Source organism: Desulfobacterales bacterium, from assembly GCA_029211065.1.
Taxonomy (GTDB): domain Bacteria; phylum Desulfobacterota; class Desulfobacteria; order Desulfobacterales; family JARGFK01; genus JARGFK01.
This window is the reverse complement of record JARGFK010000100.1, coordinates 1-17,582: the sequence shown is the minus strand read 5'-3', so window position 1 is coordinate 17,582 and position 17,582 is coordinate 1. Positions and strand designations below refer to the sequence as shown.

Sequence of the window (17,582 nt, the reverse complement as noted above, 5' to 3'; positions counted from 1 at the left end):
TGGCAATTCACTGCCGAGGATGCCAGGATAAAACTACGCCGCCTCTATCCGACAATTGATGGTTGACGAGATACTAGAGCGCCGCCATGAATATTGACGAATTTTTCCAAATGGTTCCTTTATTCGTTTGGCCCTTATTGGCACTTGGCGGCCCAGGGAATAATGCGCTCTTTGTGAACCCAGATCGCTCTACCGCAGTGATCAATATACAAATACGACATCAAAAACTATGTCAAAGAACACCTTTCAAAGAAAATCTTTACACCGACACGCCATTGCCGTAATATTGAACAGCTAAACGGTAACTGGCTGCTACAGAAACATTCACTTTAAAACCCAAATGGAACACAGGGCTTAGTTCAACCGGAATTATGTTTTGGCTTCGCAAAACATTAATTCTTTATTCGTTGAACACAGGGCTTAGTTCAACCGGAATTATGTTTTGGCTTCGCAAAACATTAATTCTTTATTCGTTATGGCAAAACGGTTGAAACCTTTACTCAATATCCTCATCAATAATGATGGCGCCGCCGGGGTCGCGCTTGACCTTGCTGATGCCGGGATAGCGTTTTTCCATTGTCTTGATGGAAAGGGATTGCTTTCGGACCATGTCCATCAGGCGCTGGTTTTCCTTTAGAAGGTCTTTTTGCTGGAGCGCCTGGCGGATGGCAACGGTGAGTTCTATCAGGTTGCAGGGTTTGGTAAAAAAACGATAGACTTCGCCTTCATTAATGGCGCGCAGGGCGGCGTTGAGGTTGGCATGGCCCGTCAGCATGATCCGGACGATTTCCGGGTATTTTTTGCGGACAATGGTAAGGAGTTTCGTTCCGGACATGCCGGGCATCTTTTCATCTGAAATAATCAAATCGATTTGCTGCCGGGAAAGGATCGTCAGCGCCTCTTCGGCCGAAGCAGCGCAGAAAACCTGATAGGATTCCCGCTGGAGGGCTTCTCTGAGCAGGTCCAGCAAGGGCTGTTGATCATCGACGGATAGGATGGTATGGGGCATCGATTTTACTCCGAGCGGTTTATAGAAAATGTCTGATTCTGGTTTAGACCCAGCCAATTACATATCAGATAAAGGGCGGGTTACGATTCTGTCCATATGGCCTTTCCCCCTGTGCCTTCCGTGCGACACTGTCAAATCATAAACCGTTCCTTCTCCTTGGGCGCCACACATCGCGTTGAAGATTTTTTCTTGGCCAAAAGGGCCTGGGCGGTCTCAAGTTTTAAATCTACATCCGCATCGGTCTGGTCCGTGTCATGGTGAAAAAGATAGAGAGTTTTAACAGCGGCTTTATCGGCCAGATTGGCAACCTGTCCGACGGCTGAATGGCCCCAACCGATTTTGTTTTTGTATTCGCTATCCTGATAAGTGGTGTCAGTGATCAATACGTCCGCACCTTTTATAAAATTAATCAGGCGTTTCCGGTAAAACCGGTTAAAAGATTGACTGTCGGTGGGATAAAGTTCGTTATCGGTGATATAACAGATTGAACGGCCTTTGTATTCAACCCGGTAACCCAGGCAATAGCCGGGATGGTTCAGCAGCATGGTCTTTAGGGTTTTACCGCAAATTTCCAGGGTTTCTTCTTTGATATCCCGAAAAGAGATACGGGCACTGAATTCTTTGATCTTAATGGGAAAGTAAATACCATCCATCTGTCCGGAGATCATTTGTTCCATGGTGATGTCGCCATGGGAAGGACCGCAGATCTCAATTTCATTACCCTGCTTAAAGAGCGGCGCAAAAAACGGCATGGCGTTGATATGGTCCCAGTGGGGGTGAGAAATAAAAATTTTTGCATCGATTAAATGGCGGTTTTCAGCGACCAGGGAGTCGGACAATGATTTAATGCCGGTGCCGGCGTCAAATATAAAGAGGGTGTTGTCGGAAAAGTCAAGACTGACGCAGGACGTATTCCCGCCGTATTTAATGGTGTTTTTGCTGGGAACCGGCAACGTGCCGTGGACACCCCAGAAGGCCAATTCAATCTGGTCGGCTATGGTTCGCAGCAGTTGGGCAACGAAGGTTTTTGGGTTGACGGGCTTGACGATATAACCGTCGGCGCCGAAAGAAAACGCCTGCTTGCGATCAAATTCATAAGGTTTGGCTGTTACCACTACGATTTTAGTCTCATCCAGGCTGCGTTTGCTGCGAAGAAGGCTGATCAACTCAAGTCCGTCAATTTCAGGCATCATCAGATCTAAAATCACACAGTCGGGCTGCTGGGCAATGATTTCCTGAAGCGCCTTGATGCTGGAAGTGTTTCCGGAAACAGTGTGCCCATCCTTTTCCAAATACCGGGTCATCAGGTTGATGGAAATCCGGTCGTCATCGACAATGTAAAATTTATGGCGTTTTTTCAAATGGCGCACCCCGTTGGTATAGCCCTTCGATTCATAAATACGATAACGTATTTTTTTTAGACTTCGGCGGAACTCCCTGCGGTCTGGGCACTCAGGGTCGAATACAGTCGAAGCCCTCAGGACTAAGAGCTGCCCTCGGCTATGAGCTCGGGCCGAATGGGGTAAGCATATCTAATGATTCTCGTCCTAATAATACGTAACTGTATAATTGCGAATCGAAGCACCTAGCTGACGCAAACCCGCCGGATTTCATCCAGATCGGTCAACCCCTTAAATATCTTATGGATGCCGTCCTGTATCAGCGTGGCCATACCGTCCTTGGCGGCCTGTTTAAAGAGTTCATCGGTGGGCGCTTCGGTTTTGATCATTTTCTTGATTTCCTTGGTGCCTACCATGAGTTCATGAATACCGAGCCGGCCCTTATATTTCGATCCGGAACAGGCTTCACACCCCTCGGCACGGAACATTTTGAATTCCGGCGTGTACTTGAGGTCCAACGCATCAAAGGCTTCTTTGCCGTATAGAATTCGTATGGTTTCGAATTCTTCCTCGGTGGGATGATATTCCTTTTTGCAGGACTTGCATAACCGCCGGACGAGCCGCTGGGCCAGCACCCCGAGAAACGCGTCGGAAAAATTAAGGGGGTTGAGGCCCATGTCCAAAAGACGGGTAATGGTTTCGGGCGCGCTGTTGGTGTGCAGTGTTGAAAAGACCAGATGGCCGGTCAGAGAGGCTTCGATCCCAATGTGCGAGGTTTCTTTATCGCGCATTTCACCGATCATGATGATGTCGGGGTCCGCCCGCAGAAAGGCGCGCATGACCCGGGGAAAATCCAGCCCGATTTTGGGCTTGCATTCCACCTGGCGCAACCCCTGCTGGGAGATTTCGACCGGGTCTTCGGCGGTCCATATTTTAACACCGGGTTTATTAATATACCCGAGCGCGGAGTGCAGCGTCGTGGTTTTGCCGGAACCGGTGGGCCCGACCACCAGAAACAGGCCGTATGGCTGAGTGATAATTTTCTTGGCTTGCTCCAGGTTTCGTTCACTCAGTCCCATGTCGTCAAATTTCATGGCGCCGGATTCGGCCAGGATTCGGAGCACGGCGTCTTCATAACCGCCCGCTGTCGGGAGGGTTGCCAGCCGCAGCTCAAACGGCTTAATCCCTTTTCGTTTAAATTTGATTTTGCCATCCTGGGGCAGGCGCCTTTCGGCGATATCCAGGTTTGCCATAATCTTTATCCGGGAAATGAGCCCGCGCGTGCTGTTCAGGGGGACCTGCAGAACCTCCTGGCAGACCCCGTCAATGCGGTAACGGATATCGGTCTTCTTGGTAATAAGAGAAGGTTCGATGTGAATATCGGAAGCGTCCTTGCGGTAGGCGGTAATTAAAATCTGATCAACCATGCGGACCACCTGGCTGGAAGCTTCATCCATACCCCCGTCGTCTTCCACCGGCTGATCGTCGTCTTCCTCAAAGTCGATTTCCGGCAGCATGAACATACTGTCTTCATCATCTTCCTGCGGGGTCTCGATTGGGGTATTCTTCTGGTCGTAAAAATAGTTGATGCATGCGAGAATATCCTCTTTGATGCCGACGGACATTTTGTATTTTTTAGCTTTGATCAGGGTTGAAATAAAATCGGTGCGGGTGATGTCGGCCGGGTTATCAATCAGGATTTCAACTTCTCCGGTCGTCATTTCCCAGTTCAACGGGACCCATGTGTTCTGCTGCAGAAAAGGCTTTTTTAATTTTGTTAAGAGTTCATAGGGAATCGACATCTTAGGATCAAAGGCTTTAAAGGGGCACTTGAAGAACAGGGATAGAGACTTTCCTATTTCCTCTTTTTTTATTTTTTTGTACTCAACAAGGACAAACTCTACACTTTTATTTGCCTTTTTGGCCAATGCCAGGGCATTTTCCAGCTGTTCCTTGGTCACGATTTTGTATTTTAAGAGATAATCGTATTTGGACCTGAACTTGGTTGCCGAAAGCAAGGCGCTGATTTTGGATTTTATTTCCGGATAATCCGGATTGATTTCAGTAACGGATTGGTACAATTCCAGGGCCAGATCTTTATGCTTACGATTTTCCATTTCTTGCCCGAGGGCAAACCTGATATCGACCTTGACGCTATCGCTCAGGTCATTGCTGTAGATAATGTTGTAAACCTGATCGATCACCCGGGAAGGGGAATGAAGTTCAAAAAGACATTCCACCAGTCCGGGAATGATATTAACGGTGGGATAATCAAGGCCAAACAGCTTCATGTATCCTTCAATGGCTTCGTTGAACAGGCCCAGTTCTTTATAAGCTGAAACACTCCCCAGGATTTCAGGTACGTCTTCATCCACCTCCCAAGTCTGCTTGAAAATGGTGATATCATCGGAAGTAATGGTTTGTTTAACCTTTTCAAGCTCGGCGATTTCATTTTTAAGGACCTGTATTTTTTCCTTGAGAAGTTTCTGACGGTTGGGATCCAATTTAGGGGTAGAGGAAAGGATTTGCTCATATAGCTCAAGGGATTCATTCAGAAGGCCATGGGAATAATAAGCCTCGGCTTCCTTTGCTCTGGAATCAATATCTGTTTCGTGCACGCTGCTCATGGTATTAAACTCCACCATTTATGCTCACATTTTTAAAAAGCGGGTCAATCCTTTGGGTTTCTGAGACTCTTTGTCAAGGGTCGCAAGTAAAATATTGCAGTTGAGCCGAACCAATGCAAGCGGGGCAAGCCTGCCCAACGCCGCAAGCAGAAACCCTTTGCGGCCCTTGATGATATACAGCATGGTATTTTCAAAAACCAATTCAGCTTCCTGAATTTTATCCAAGGCAGCGGCAAAAAGCGATAGATCCCAGCCGCCGATCCCTTGGGGTTCCTTTTGATTATAATACTGGAAAAGAACGTTCCCATCAAATGAAAAATAAATAATACCCAGAAACTGGTCAATTTCCATAATGTTTTTTAATTGCTCATCCATTTATTCACTCAGAACCTGTATGATTTTGTCATGGGGGCATTGGGTGTTGACGGAAACGACAATCGTCTTGTCTGCCGGCAGGATGATGTAGTCGGTGGCCGCGCCCGTGTTAACATAGCAGGACTTTAAATCGCCGGCTTTAAAGAATTTTCCCAGCGCGATGGCTTCCGTTGTCAAGTTGTCCCAACTGTTGTCGTATAAGATTTCCTTTAACCATTTTTTTTCGCCTTCCAGTTTATCCAGCTTGCTGTGAATTGCGACCGCAGGTGAAACTTCATGTGATTGAGACAGTTCCGGCTCCTTCATGCTTGCGTAATGGGGGGGCGGATTTTCCGGCTGAGAGCCGTCTGATTCTGCCGCTTCGTCTTTCAAACGCATGGAATCCATAAGGATAGCCTGGAGATTATCGTTTATTTGTTTGGTTTTGACCGGGCAGGTATCCTGTATTGACAAAGCGACATTATTCCATGAAAGAATCTGATAAGCGCTCTGCAATCCTTTGGCATCCTGCACGCGGGCGTCAAAAAGCTCTCCGTTATTAAAGAATAAAACGCCCTTTAATCCGGATGTTTTATTCGTCACCCGGATGGTGCAGGTTTTCTGTTCCATCTCGACGAGTTGTAAGAACATTTCCAGGGGGACCGTTTGCAGGATGCCGCCTTCGGACTCTTTCGCCAGACGGGTGATAATTTTTTGGGTAAGTTCTTCCATTACAAAGGGTTTTTCAAGATATTCGGCGGCGCCGCCTTCAATGGCGCTTTTTTTCGAATTAGGCGAACTGTAGGCTGTCAAAATAACGACCGGTATGTCCGGGTAATGTTCAGAAAGATGCGCCAAGAGGGCAAAACCATCCATATGGGGCATATGCAAGTCGGTGACAACCAATGAAATATGGTTTTCTTTTAATATGGAGACAGCCTGCAGACCATCTTCAGCGGTCAGGACGGTAAAGTTATCCTTATGTTTTTTCAGCTTATTTTCCGTTAAGCTCAGCAGAATGCGGTCGTCATCGACAATCAGTACCTTTTTGTGCATTCGGGTTCCTTTTAAGTTTGGGAAGACTGTTAATCAAATCAGGTTCCGTTATTTTAAATGTTAATGCCGAAATGAATTATTTCAGCCTGATACTGTTTTTTCAAGGGGTCGATCTTTTGCATAAGCAGCGCCAGAAGGCCCATGTCCTCCGCAAGTTCCAAAACACTTTCCGAGACGCCTTTGACAATTTGCGGCAGCGGGGTATCTCCCGTAAATTCAAATGTACCGTTTGCGTATTGAACTTCGGCTGCAAATGGATCAAGAAATTCATACGTGTCGGCTTTTTCAAAAAACTTCTTTTTCAGAAGGGTATCAAAATCCGTTTTTATTCTTTTTTCGGCGGCAATCAGCGACTCCAGGGTTGATATTAGGAGTTGGAGCAAGGCAACAATCTCGCCGGGGGGTTGTTCGCGTTTTGCGGAAGAATCCGAATTTCCCTGGAAACGGCTCAGGTCGATACGCTTTACGTTAAAAGATGCGCCTGAATTTTTTGATTCTAGAATGAGGCGTTGAAGATTTTGCTTGGTATCGGAAGGTTCGACATGCTCCCATGGGCAGGTAACGCCGATGATGTTGCCGTTAATGAAAAAGATAAGGCTGTGATCAGACGTACCCGTTATGGCGATCTCAATATAGCCGGTTAGATTTTCAGTGTTCATACTCTTGATCAAACCGTCAAGGGCTGTATCTATATTGAGGTCTCGATGGAGGTCTTCGGCATAACTTAAATTAGCCCAAAAATGAAATTTTTCCGGTTCGATCTGATAAACGGAAACTATAAAATTCTGTGCTTTTAAATTACGGATCAATTCGTCTCTGGCGGAAATACCGTCCAACTGAATATTTTTTTCCTGAAAAAAAACATTCGTGATCGTATCTTCATCGAAAAAAATGATTCCCTCAGCCCCAGGCGATTTTAGATGAATCCCGCCACTTCTCAATTCGGCTTGGTAGTGCGCGATCAATTTTTCCATATCGAGATAGTAGCTGTTCAGGTTTATGACGATCGGCTTTGCTCGTGGGATGATAATCATTTAATTCCTTCTACAATCTGCGCCGCAATCGGTCGATGGAAATACGAATGCTGTCCTGCATCCTCGCAATGGCTTCAGAAAGATCGCCAATCTCATCTTTTCTTTTCGTCCGAATTTCCATATCCAGTGCGCCGATGCTGATCCGGTTGGCGGCATCGGTCAGCATTATGATGGGCTTGGAAAGCGCACGGCCTGAAAACCAGGCGACAATCGAGACAAAAACGATGATGATCACCAGCAGGAGATAGGCAAAAGACATCAACTGATCAATCAGTAAGGAAACTTCAATTTCGTCTTTTTGAATTGCTATCCCCCACCCGAATCTCGATTGTCCCACATACCCCAGAACGGATTCACCCTTTTGATCTTGAAAAGATACCAACCCTGTCCGGCCGCTTTTGTAAGCGCTGGTCAGTGGCGACCAATTTAACTGTTTTTGCTTGAAACCATAAATGTCGATCTGGTAAGCATCCATTGCCTGTTTATTTTTGACTAAAAAGGCTATTCCGGCATTGCCGGCCTCACTGCTGATAACTTGTTTTGAAATCTTATCAATTTGAATCATATGAACCACACCGCCGACCGTCTCTGCCGAGTTATTAATGGGTACGGCAACCATCAGAGCGGTCTTGCCGGTTTTGGTGTTTTTTACCATCTGCCATAGCGGCGTTTGACTGCGCAGCATATTTTGAAAAAAAGAATGTGCTGAATAATCCTCCAGGCGCTGATCTGTGCTGCCGGAAAAGAATTTGCCGTCTGCATCAACAATAAAGATGCCTTCCAAGTGCGGGTAAATTTTATGGACGGCTTCAAGGAGCGGCTCCTGCTGTGACCGGTCCATGGAAACCATAGCGTCCATTTCCGCCAGATCCTTGATAATCCGTTCCTTTTCACCGAACCACTCATCTACATACCGAACCATGCCCGAAAACAGTTGGGTGCTGTGTTTGGCTGCCTCGGTGCGAATACGTTCCTTGGCCTGTGACAATGTAATTCCCCAGAACATAACCAGCGGGATCAAGCTGACCAAAATCATTACGGTAAAAAGCTTGGCCGTCAGACCAAACCGAAAACGGCCGGGTCGCATGAATTGATCGTCGATTATTTTTTTCTTTTTGGGTTTTTCCGGAGGGGGCAAATTCTCCGTTTCACTGCTGGTCGCTGAAACGGTCCGGGATGGCGAGGCTTCCGTGGCCGGGGTGATTGTTGCGGCCGGTACAGGCGATATTTTTTTTCGGATTGATTCGGCCTTGACGGCGGTGATCACATGCCCGCAAGCCTTGCAGGCGAATCTGGCCTCCGTGCCCTTTATCCTGGCAGGGTCTAATTGATATTTTTTACCGCATTCTTCGCAGATAAGAATCATAACTGAGAAATCCTTTTTCCAAATGCAGTCAGCAATGGGAAAAGCAGTTAAATGGTCAGGTGGTTATTTCTTTAATCTTTTTTACCAGCGCCTGTTGGAAAGCAATTTTATTTTCTTGCCGTTGAATTTGCCGGGATAAACGGTCGGCCAGTTCAGCAGCGCGATGGCGGGGAACTTTGGCCAAATCCCCGCCGAACCCCTGAATTTCATCTTCAATGAGATATTCGGCGATGGGCCCTACGGCCAATGACAGCTGCATTTTTAAATAATCAAAAAATTCATTATCTAAAAAAGAATTTGGGCGATGTTCTTTTTCACCCGAAATTAAATCCATTCCTCAGTCTCCGATACATACGATGGAATTGAATGAACCCTGCAATAACAGGGTAAATAGATTTGAATATAATAACAGGTTTATCCGTGCGGGGGAAGTATTGATTTTGGGTTGCATCAGGACTGCCCTTACATAAGCGATCATTGGCGCAGATGTTTTAATTCTTCACGAAGTGATTTAAATTCCTCCTTAATGAGCTTTTTTAACTCATCGATGGCCTGGAGGGCAGCGTCTTTCGGCTCATTGATACTTACATCCGTCGGGGAAACGGCCGAAACTTCTACTGCCGGAACCGGGGTTTGGGTTTGTTCAACAGGAGCCGCCCTTTTCATCGGCGCTGTTTTTGGCGTTGCGGCCGGTTTTTTTTCTTTTAGCGGGGGCGGTTCTGCTTTCGTGAGCAGCTGCTGCTTCAGGTTCTTGAATTTTGCGATTTCAGCTGAAAGAATTTGACTGCTTTGCGATTCCGTGATGGTTTCCGAGGTTACCACTCGTTGAAGGTTGGCATGAATGGAATGCAGTAATTTTATGGAATCCGGCAGTGCGTTGGCTTTCTTGGCATTGATGTATCTGCCAACCGAATCGAGAAGTTTCAGAAGCGAGAGGACCACCTTGTTGTCATGATAAATTTTCATTAGACGGTCTGTTTCTGCAATCAACCGCGTCATGATCTCATGGGAAATTTCCCATTCAATGGATAGGACAATCGTCTTGAGTTCAAATAATTCTGAATCTTTTTGGGGTGTAGGATTTGTACCCTGGGCCGGGGCATCCGGCTTGTCCATATTCCCAAAAAATTCACCCAATCGGTTGTTGACCTCATCGGTAAACGTGTCTTTTTTATCAGCCATGATATAATCCTTATTTGATGGCCAGTTTCTTCTGCAAGGAAGAAACGGTTAACGATATTGCCTTTTTCATGGTTTCAACGACGTTTTCTCCCGTTAGGGCGCTTGCTGCAAATGAAGGCGCCTTTATTTGTTTGTTCAATATATTTTCAAGCTTTTCAGTCGGCAGCAGCGGGATCTTTTCTTTTGCCAGATCCCGCTTGTTGTACTGTATGACCAATGGTATTTTGAAGATGTTTTTATCAAAGGTGGCCAAATTTTCCTGGAGGTCTTTGAGTGAAAGTACGTTCATTTTTTCCCTGAGAGCCATTGAGTCGGCAACAAACACAACACCGTCAACGCCCCGTAAAACCAGTCTCCGGGTTGCCTGATATTTAACCTGACCCGGCACGGTATAAAGCTGCATCTTAATATTATACCCACCGATCATGCCGATATCCAATGGCAGAAAATCAAAAAACAGGGTGCGGTCTCCGTATGTTTTTACCGTTGTCAGCTTTGTTGTCATACGGTCCTGATATTTGTTGTAAATATATTCCAAGTTGGTTGTTTTACCGCCTCTGCCGGGGCCATAGTAAACTAATTTAACCTGGACCTCCTTCGTTTTCGGATTAATTAATGCCAAGTCAGACACCTCATGCTGTATGTAAACATTGAAATGAAAATGTTTTCGTTAGAGTAGCGCCGTTATCTTTTTGATTACCTCGGCTACTTTCAATCGAAGAAATCCCAACGACACCTCTTTCCCAAATACCGTAATCAGGAGCAAATCATCGGCGACCCTGCTGAAATGAATACTTTCTTTTTCACCCTTATGAAACAGCAGCGAAAAATCTGTTTCACCAATGATTTTAGCAATTTCACTAACAGCGCCAAAGTTTCCGGCTGCCAGAGCAGCCAAAGAATATACATCGTGCCTGGCCTTTCCGTCATTCAGGCTGATGAGAATATTGCCGGCCAAATCGATGAGAAGCAGGCTTTGAACGCCGACTTCCATCAATTCCTTTGCCAGAATATTTTCCATGGTTTCAAACTGTTTTTCGTCAAGTTCAACTGTGTAGTCCATGCATATTCTCCTGTAAAAGCGCCCAATGGCAAATCCAGCCCATCAGACCGGTTTCGGTCTTTTATTGCTTATCCCAATGCATACCCCGCCCCTTTTATGCGGTGGGAATAACGGTTATCTTTTTATCAGGTTTAAGGCATCCCTTGCAGCGGTTTGTACCGAAGCTGAGTGGGCTTTGAGTTTAAACAAGCCCTTGGATTCCGCTATGGCCGTCAGCGCCGGAATCGCTTCTTTTGAACCTATTTTCCCCAAAGCAACGCAGATCTTTTCTGCCAGTTCGTTTTTTGACTTTGAAGCGATAATCGACTTTGACTCCAGCAGCTCAAGAAAGTCCGGGACCGCCTCTTGGTGTTTTAGGGTTCCCAACATGGCGATAATACTGTTTTGTAATTGATCATCGGCGTCCGGCAGCAACGACAGCAAAAGCCTCCCGCGGCTATTGCCGCCGATGCTGAAGATGCTGCTGAGCGCTTCGCGTTGAACCCGGATATCCTTGTGCATGACCAGTGGAATTAGCACTTCCAGATTTTCTTCGCCGCCGACTTTTCCCAATATAGCGACGAGGTGGCGCATGGTTTCTGCCGGGGGATCCTGTTCAATACGGTTCGCCAAGCGGGGTACCGCGTCGGAACCCATATCCGTGAGAACCTTTAAGATTAGCGCCTGCAGGGATTTGTCTTTACCTTCATGCAGCAAGTTCAACATCCGATCAATGATCACCGGTCCGAATATGGCCAAACAGGCGATGGCCTGGTCTTTCTGGTCGGTTTGCATTCCTGAAACCAGTGCGTCCAAGGCGTCTCCGGCGGCAATCTCTGTTAGGATCGAACCGGATATCTCCTGAAAGGATTCATTTTTTGTTAATTGACCGCGTTCAATGGCCCTGAAGATTTTCAGAATAGGAATACATTCTTCCAATTGATGATTTTGAATAAAGGCTGTCAGCAGGGATTGAAGCTCTCTGCAAATTTGTTCAAAAGCGAACTTGGGTATGTCTTCCTGTTTTATCCAACCGACTAATTTAAGCGAAAGCATCCGGAGCATATCGTGGCGCTGTTCATCCAGCAGCCGGGAGCTGACTGTCGAGAGGGTCTTGGAGACATTGGCGCGTAAGGCGGGGTCTTCATCCAAAAGCCCCCTTGCCAGCTTGTCTATCAATGCTTCGGCGACTTTGTTTTTTTCTTTGGCAAACAACTGATCGATTGTTCCTGGCAGGGATTGCAGAACCTGCTGGTCGCTGAAAGCAACGGTTTCACCCTTTAAAATGCTGCCGAGTTTATCTTTATAATCGGAAATTTGAATTTTTCGACGATCTTCTGGTGTACGCCTTTCAGGACCCTCTGTTTTTAAATATTCAGAACCGTCTGACTGTCGTCGTTCGATACCGGTACGTCGTTCAATATCAGAAAGCGCCACAGAACGGGTGTCGGAAGAGAGGCTTTCACTATTCAGGTTAGCGTCTGCCGAGACGACTTTCTGATCTTTTCCCATGGCAACATACACTTTCTGATCCAGGAAAATATGAGAAAGATTTTTAGCGACAAAGATCTGTTTCAAACCGCCGGCCGTTTTAATTTTTTCCGGCTGGGTGCTGGCTATTTCCAGTAGGGCCAGCAGTTCTCCTTTATCCACGCCTTTCTCAAAAGTGATGCTTTTGATCCCGGTATTGCGCAACAACTCAAGAAATGCGATTACTTGCGGTTTCTGCTGATCTTTTTCATTCAACGTCTGTCCGGAGACCAGAAGATTTTTTTCAGATTCGGCAAATACAACTGAGTCCACCTCGTTGAGTATGGCACTAAGGGCGGTGTCCAGCCTGCCGATGGAGGTGCCGATAATATCACTGGTCGGTGGATAGAGGCGGATATTGGCAACCGCAGCGTTTAATATTACCGCCACCTCGACCGCCTTTTTTTGTAATGCTAAACCTGTCATCGCATTCACCTGTGGCAAATTTTAAGTTCGTAGCATAGACGCCATCCAGGACGCTGACTACTTTAAGGATTTTGTAATCACAATAATTATAGTAACTATCTGAATTTGTCAACAAAAATAGCACTGTTGAAACCGTTCCGGGCGATTCCGGCGGCCGGAACAATGGAATTCATCCGTCGCCCGACCTGACAATTCATAAAATATGAAAGTGGCTATTGAAAATTCAGAACAGGTGTGCTGCAAACGTCTCATGTCGACAATTGCGGGTCGGCAGCCTTGCTATCTGAGCAGATTCAAATACCAAAAGATCAGCGCGGGGCCAAAAAAGATATATGTTATCGCGCCGATTGACAGAAAGGGGCCAAAGGGCACAGCCAGTTTTCGGTCTTTGGCCTGTCCGATCATGGAGAGAACCCCGGCGAAAGTGCCGACGGCAGAGGCGACGAAAATCGTAAATAACACTCCCTGCCAGCCGATAAGTGTGCCGATCATGGCCAGCAGCTTGATATCGCCGCCGCCCATACCCTCACGCTTTGTTGCCAGATGATATGTCCAGGCGACGGCAAAAAGGCTTCCACCCCCTACCAGAAACCCCAGAATGGAATCTTTATAGCCGATGGCGGGAACGGCAAATGATGCTATAAAGAACAAGGGGATGCCGGGCAGGGTGATGCGGTCGGGGATGATCTGGTGGTCGATGTCAATAAAGGTTATCACAAGCAACGCCACGATAAAAAAATAATAGATCAGACCTTCCAGGGTGATACCAAATTTAAGGTATACGCAAACTGCAAAAAAACCGCCCATGATTTCCACCAGGGGATAACGAAACGAAATAGGCGCATTGCAATAGCGGCATTTTCGTTTCAACAACAAGAAACTTAAGACGGGAATATTATCATAAAATTTTATCATATTGCCGCATGACGGACACCTGGAACGGGGGTGAACGATCGATTGGGAATTCGGCAACCTGAAAATACAGACATTCATGAAGCTTCCAACGCACAAACCAAAAAAAAACGTTAAAAATTCGATTAGATAGCCTGCAGTTGTCGATGTCAGCATGATAACTCCGCAGAAACGAGGATGGGCGGCACTAATTTCAGTCCGGGATTTATTTTATGGCAACCTATGTGCTTTTTATAAAAAAAGCAAGAATGTTATTGTCAAAGCCAAATAATGTTTTATAATAATGACAGCATTTTAATGAGCAGTTTAACCGGCCCGTGAGACTGAAACAGCGAGGTGTTATGTAATTCGGACAGATTTGTCCGGATTTTTTATTTCATGTTTACGCACTGATCTATCCGCTATGAAATTTTGGTTTTAATTTAAGGTAAACTGTCAGGGCGTTGGAAGGTTTAAATATTACTTAGGTATTTAGGAGATAAAATGGCTGAAACCGACAAGGATGACCTTGTAAGCATTATCGATGATGATGACAAGAACATCCAGATTCCCAACCCATTGCCGCTGATACCGGTCAGGGATGTTGTAATTTTTACCGATATGCTTTTGCCGCTATTTATTGGGCGGGAACGATCGGTCCGGGCAATAGAAGAAGCCGTGAAACAGGACCGGTTGTTGCTTCTGGCGACACAAAAGGATCCGGGTACGGAGGAACCGTCGCCTGAACAAATTTACGGGATGGGAACTGTTGGTCGCATCTTGAGAATACTGAAGCTTCCGGATGGACGCGTCAAGGCCTTAGTCCAGGGAATCGCCAAGGCGAGAATCGTTGCATACGTCAGGAAAAGATCGTGGTATCGGGTTAAAATTGAAAAGATTACCGAAGCGTACATAAAAGATGTTGATCTGGAAATAGAAGCCTTGATGCGAAATGTCATTGAACATTCCGAAAAAATTTTGGCGCTTCGCGGCGAGTTGACCAATGATGTCGGTGCCATTTTACAGAGTATTGATGACCCCGGCAAACTGGCTGATTTGGTGGCTTCAAATCTGAAATTGAAAGTGGATGAGTCGCAGCAATTGCTGGAGCTGATCGATCCGGTCCAGCGGCTCAAGCAGGTAAATCATTTGTTGTCCCGGGAAGTTGATTTGTCCGCCATGCAGGCGAAAATCCAATCCGAGGTCAAAGACGAAATATCCAAAAGCCAACGGGATTATTTTCTCAGGGAGCAGGTCCGGGCGATTCACAAGGAACTGGGCGACCAGGATGAAAGGTTCGAGGAACTTGACGATTACCGCAAAAAGATCAAGCGGGCCAAGATGTTGAAGGAAGCCGATCTTGAGGCTTTAAAACAGCTCAACCGTCTGGAACAGATGCATCCGGACTCTGCGGAAGCTTCGGTTGTTCGCACTTATCTGGATTGGCTGGTGGAGTTGCCCTGGCGCCGATCGACCCAGGATGTAATCGATATCAAAAAAGCAAAAATTGAACTGGATAAGGATCATTACGCACTTGACAAGGTTAAAGACCGTATCTTGGAATATTTGAGCGTTCGCAAATTGAATCCCAAAATGAAAGGGCCGATCCTCTGTTTTGTGGGACCGCCGGGGGTCGGGAAAACATCTTTGGGGCGGGCAATTGCCAGGGCCATGAAGCGAAAATTTGTCCGGATTTCACTTGGCGGAATTCGGGATGAAGCTGAAATCAGGGGGCACCGACGTACCTATATCGGGGCGCTACCGGGCCGAATATTGCAGGGACTAAAACAGTGCGGCAGCAATAACCCTGTTTTCATGATGGATGAAATCGATAAGCTGGGTGCTGATTTCAGGGGCGACCCTTCGTCGGCTCTGCTGGAAGCATTGGACCCGGAGCAGAATTTCGCTTTCAGCGATCATTATTTAAATCTGCCGTTCGATTTGTCCGGAGTGATGTTTATTCTGACCGCCAATTTGACCGACACCATCCCTTCGGCCCTGCTCGACAGAATGGAGGTGATCACGCTGTCGGGTTATACCGAAGAAGAAAAGAAGATCATTGCCGAGACCCATCTGATTCCGCGTCAGATCAAAGAAAATGGGCTGAAGAGACGAACAACCTCCATCAGTTCGGGAGCCTTGAGCCAGATTATTTCAGAATATACTTCTGAAGCGGGCTTAAGAAACCTTGAACGTGAAATCGGTACGATTTTCCGCAAGGTTGCACGCCAGATCGCTGAAGGGGAAAAAGGTCCTTTTCACATTACCCGGTCCAATCTGCAAAAATATCTAGGGGTCCATAAGTATTATCCTGAAATGGACCAAGAAAATAGTCAAATCGGTTTGGCGACCGGTTTGGCCTGGACCCAGGTCGGCGGTGAAGTCTTGTATGTGGAGGCCACGCTGATCGGCGGTAAGGGAGAATTGATCATAACCGGTCAACTGGGCGATATTATGCAGGAGTCGGCGCGGGCTGCGGTCACCTATGCCCGGGCCAATCTGGTTTCATTTGGAATAGATGAAAATGTTTTTGAAAATATGGACGTCCACATTCATATTCCGGCCGGTGCAATCCCGAAGGACGGACCGTCGGCAGGCACTGCAATGACAACGGCGCTGATTTCGGCTTTGATGAAAAAGCCGGTCAACAGCAAAGTGGCGATGACCGGTGAAATTACCTTGAGGGGGCGCGTCCTTCCCATCGGCGGGCTAAAGGAAAAAGCGCTGGGAGCTCTGCGGGCAGGCATCCGGACAATTATCATCCCTGAAAAAAATAAAAGAGACCTAACTGAAATCCCGAATCATGTCCGGCGGAAAATAAAATTTGTTTGCGTAAAGCATATGGATGAAGTCCTGCCGATTGCCTTTGAAACCGATTCGATTCCGGTAAGTTTAAAATAACAAGCACCTGATATGCGAATCCTTGCACTGGACACGTCCACCAAAAGCTGCAGCGTCGCCATTTTGGACGGCCAAACGATACTGGCCGAGTCGACGAGCGTCAGCGCCCAAACCCATGCGGTTCATTTAATCGAAATGGTTCAGAAGATAGTCGACCTGTCGGGCCTGGCGCTGTCGGAAATGGATGGATTTGCCGTGGGGCGGGGACCGGGCAGCTTTACCGGGCTGCGAATCGGTATCAGTACGATAAAGGCGCTGGCCGTCGCCGCGGGAAAACCCGTTGTGGGGGTCTCCAACCTTGATGCATTGGCCATGCAGGCAGCGGTTTCATCAAATATGGTTTGTCCATTAATGGATGCCCGCAAAGGGGAGGTATATTTTTCACGTTATTGCTATGAAAATGGAAATTTACAGAGAATAGTACCGGCGCAGGTTTCGACCCTTGACAACGTTCTTTCGGCTATACATACAACCTGTGTGTTTATTGGTGAGGGGGCGCGGATATACCAGAAGAAAATTATCGAGAAGTTCGGGCCATATGCCTCTTTTGCAGCACCTATCCAAAACACCATACGGGCTTCGACAATAGGCCAACTTAGCGTGAATCGATTCAAACAGGAGAATCCCGACGATGTTGTCATGCTGGCCCCGGAATATATCCGAAAATCAGATGCGGAACTCGGTTTCGGGCATAAAAACAAGCTGCCGCAAATTCAGCCCTGATGGAGCCAGCGATACCTTTGGTAACAGCAATTCTCGGTCAGTTTGTAAAGTAGGGTTTGGTGGGCCTTGAGAAGTAATTGTCAAACTATTTTTCGTAAAGG

15 protein-coding genes are annotated in these 17,582 nt (G+C 46.8%); 2 read left to right on the top strand and 13 right to left on the bottom strand.

Features of this window, described 5'->3' with window-relative positions; translation table 11 throughout:
- Nucleotides 1-496: 496 nt before the first annotated feature.
- The 13 genes from P1P89_17970 to P1P89_17910 form a co-directional block, all read right to left on the bottom strand.
- Nucleotides 497-1,009: a response regulator gene (locus tag P1P89_17970; GenBank protein ID MDF1593404.1), complete on the bottom strand. Its 513-nt coding sequence runs from the start codon at nt 1,007-1,009 to the stop codon at nt 497-499.
- Nucleotides 1,010-1,140: 131 nt separating this feature from the next.
- The gene (locus tag P1P89_17965) at nt 1,141-2,370 is read right to left on the bottom strand and encodes a response regulator (GenBank protein ID MDF1593403.1); all 1,230 of its coding nucleotides are present in this window, start codon (nt 2,368-2,370) and stop codon (nt 1,141-1,143) included.
- 224 nt (nt 2,371-2,594) lie between these two features.
- Nucleotides 2,595-4,976, bottom strand: coding sequence for a GspE/PulE family protein (locus P1P89_17960; GenBank protein ID MDF1593402.1), 2,382 nt, complete (start codon nt 4,974-4,976; stop codon nt 2,595-2,597).
- A gap of 24 nt (nt 4,977-5,000) precedes the next feature.
- Nucleotides 5,001-5,351 carry a hypothetical protein gene (locus P1P89_17955; protein ID MDF1593401.1) on the bottom strand — a complete coding sequence of 117 codons (351 nt, stop codon included), beginning with the start codon at nt 5,349-5,351 and terminating at the stop codon, nt 5,001-5,003.
- Nucleotides 5,352-6,386: a response regulator gene (locus P1P89_17950; GenBank protein MDF1593400.1), complete on the bottom strand. Its 1,035-nt coding sequence runs from the start codon at nt 6,384-6,386 to the stop codon at nt 5,352-5,354. It lies immediately after the preceding gene.
- 53 nt (nt 6,387-6,439) lie between these two features.
- The gene (locus tag P1P89_17945; protein MDF1593399.1) at nt 6,440-7,420 is read right to left on the bottom strand and encodes a hypothetical protein; all 981 of its coding nucleotides are present in this window, start codon (nt 7,418-7,420) and stop codon (nt 6,440-6,442) included.
- 10 nt (nt 7,421-7,430) lie between these two features.
- Entirely contained in the window at nt 7,431-8,786 is a 1,356-nt protein-coding gene (locus P1P89_17940) for a cache domain-containing protein (protein ID MDF1593398.1), read from the bottom strand.
- Between the two features lie 55 nt (nt 8,787-8,841).
- Nucleotides 8,842-9,120, bottom strand: coding sequence for a hypothetical protein (locus tag P1P89_17935; protein MDF1593397.1), 279 nt, complete (start codon nt 9,118-9,120; stop codon nt 8,842-8,844).
- A gap of 140 nt (nt 9,121-9,260) precedes the next feature.
- Entirely contained in the window at nt 9,261-9,968 is a 708-nt protein-coding gene (locus tag P1P89_17930) for a hypothetical protein (protein MDF1593396.1), read from the bottom strand.
- A gap of 10 nt (nt 9,969-9,978) precedes the next feature.
- Nucleotides 9,979-10,590 (bottom strand): GTPase domain-containing protein, encoded by a 612-nt coding sequence (locus tag P1P89_17925; GenBank protein MDF1593395.1) that lies wholly within the window; start codon nt 10,588-10,590, stop codon nt 9,979-9,981.
- Between the two features lie 48 nt (nt 10,591-10,638).
- Nucleotides 10,639-11,031: a roadblock/LC7 domain-containing protein gene (locus tag P1P89_17920; GenBank protein ID MDF1593394.1), complete on the bottom strand. Its 393-nt coding sequence runs from the start codon at nt 11,029-11,031 to the stop codon at nt 10,639-10,641.
- A gap of 114 nt (nt 11,032-11,145) precedes the next feature.
- A complete protein-coding gene (locus P1P89_17915; GenBank protein MDF1593393.1) occupies nt 11,146-12,966 on the bottom strand; it encodes a HEAT repeat domain-containing protein in 1,821 nt (606 codons plus the stop codon).
- Between the two features lie 279 nt (nt 12,967-13,245).
- Nucleotides 13,246-14,034 (bottom strand): A24 family peptidase, encoded by a 789-nt coding sequence (locus P1P89_17910; GenBank protein ID MDF1593392.1) that lies wholly within the window; start codon nt 14,032-14,034, stop codon nt 13,246-13,248.
- Nucleotides 14,035-14,361: 327 nt separating this feature from the next.
- Between P1P89_17910 and lon the strand changes: the two genes are divergently transcribed.
- The gene (gene lon, locus P1P89_17905; protein MDF1593391.1) at nt 14,362-16,758 is read left to right on the top strand and encodes an endopeptidase La; all 2,397 of its coding nucleotides are present in this window, start codon (nt 14,362-14,364) and stop codon (nt 16,756-16,758) included.
- Between the two features lie 12 nt (nt 16,759-16,770).
- Nucleotides 16,771-17,481 carry a tRNA (adenosine(37)-N6)-threonylcarbamoyltransferase complex dimerization subunit type 1 TsaB gene (gene tsaB / locus P1P89_17900; protein ID MDF1593390.1) on the top strand — a complete coding sequence of 237 codons (711 nt, stop codon included), beginning with the start codon at nt 16,771-16,773 and terminating at the stop codon, nt 17,479-17,481.
- Nucleotides 17,482-17,582: the final 101 nt, after the last annotated feature.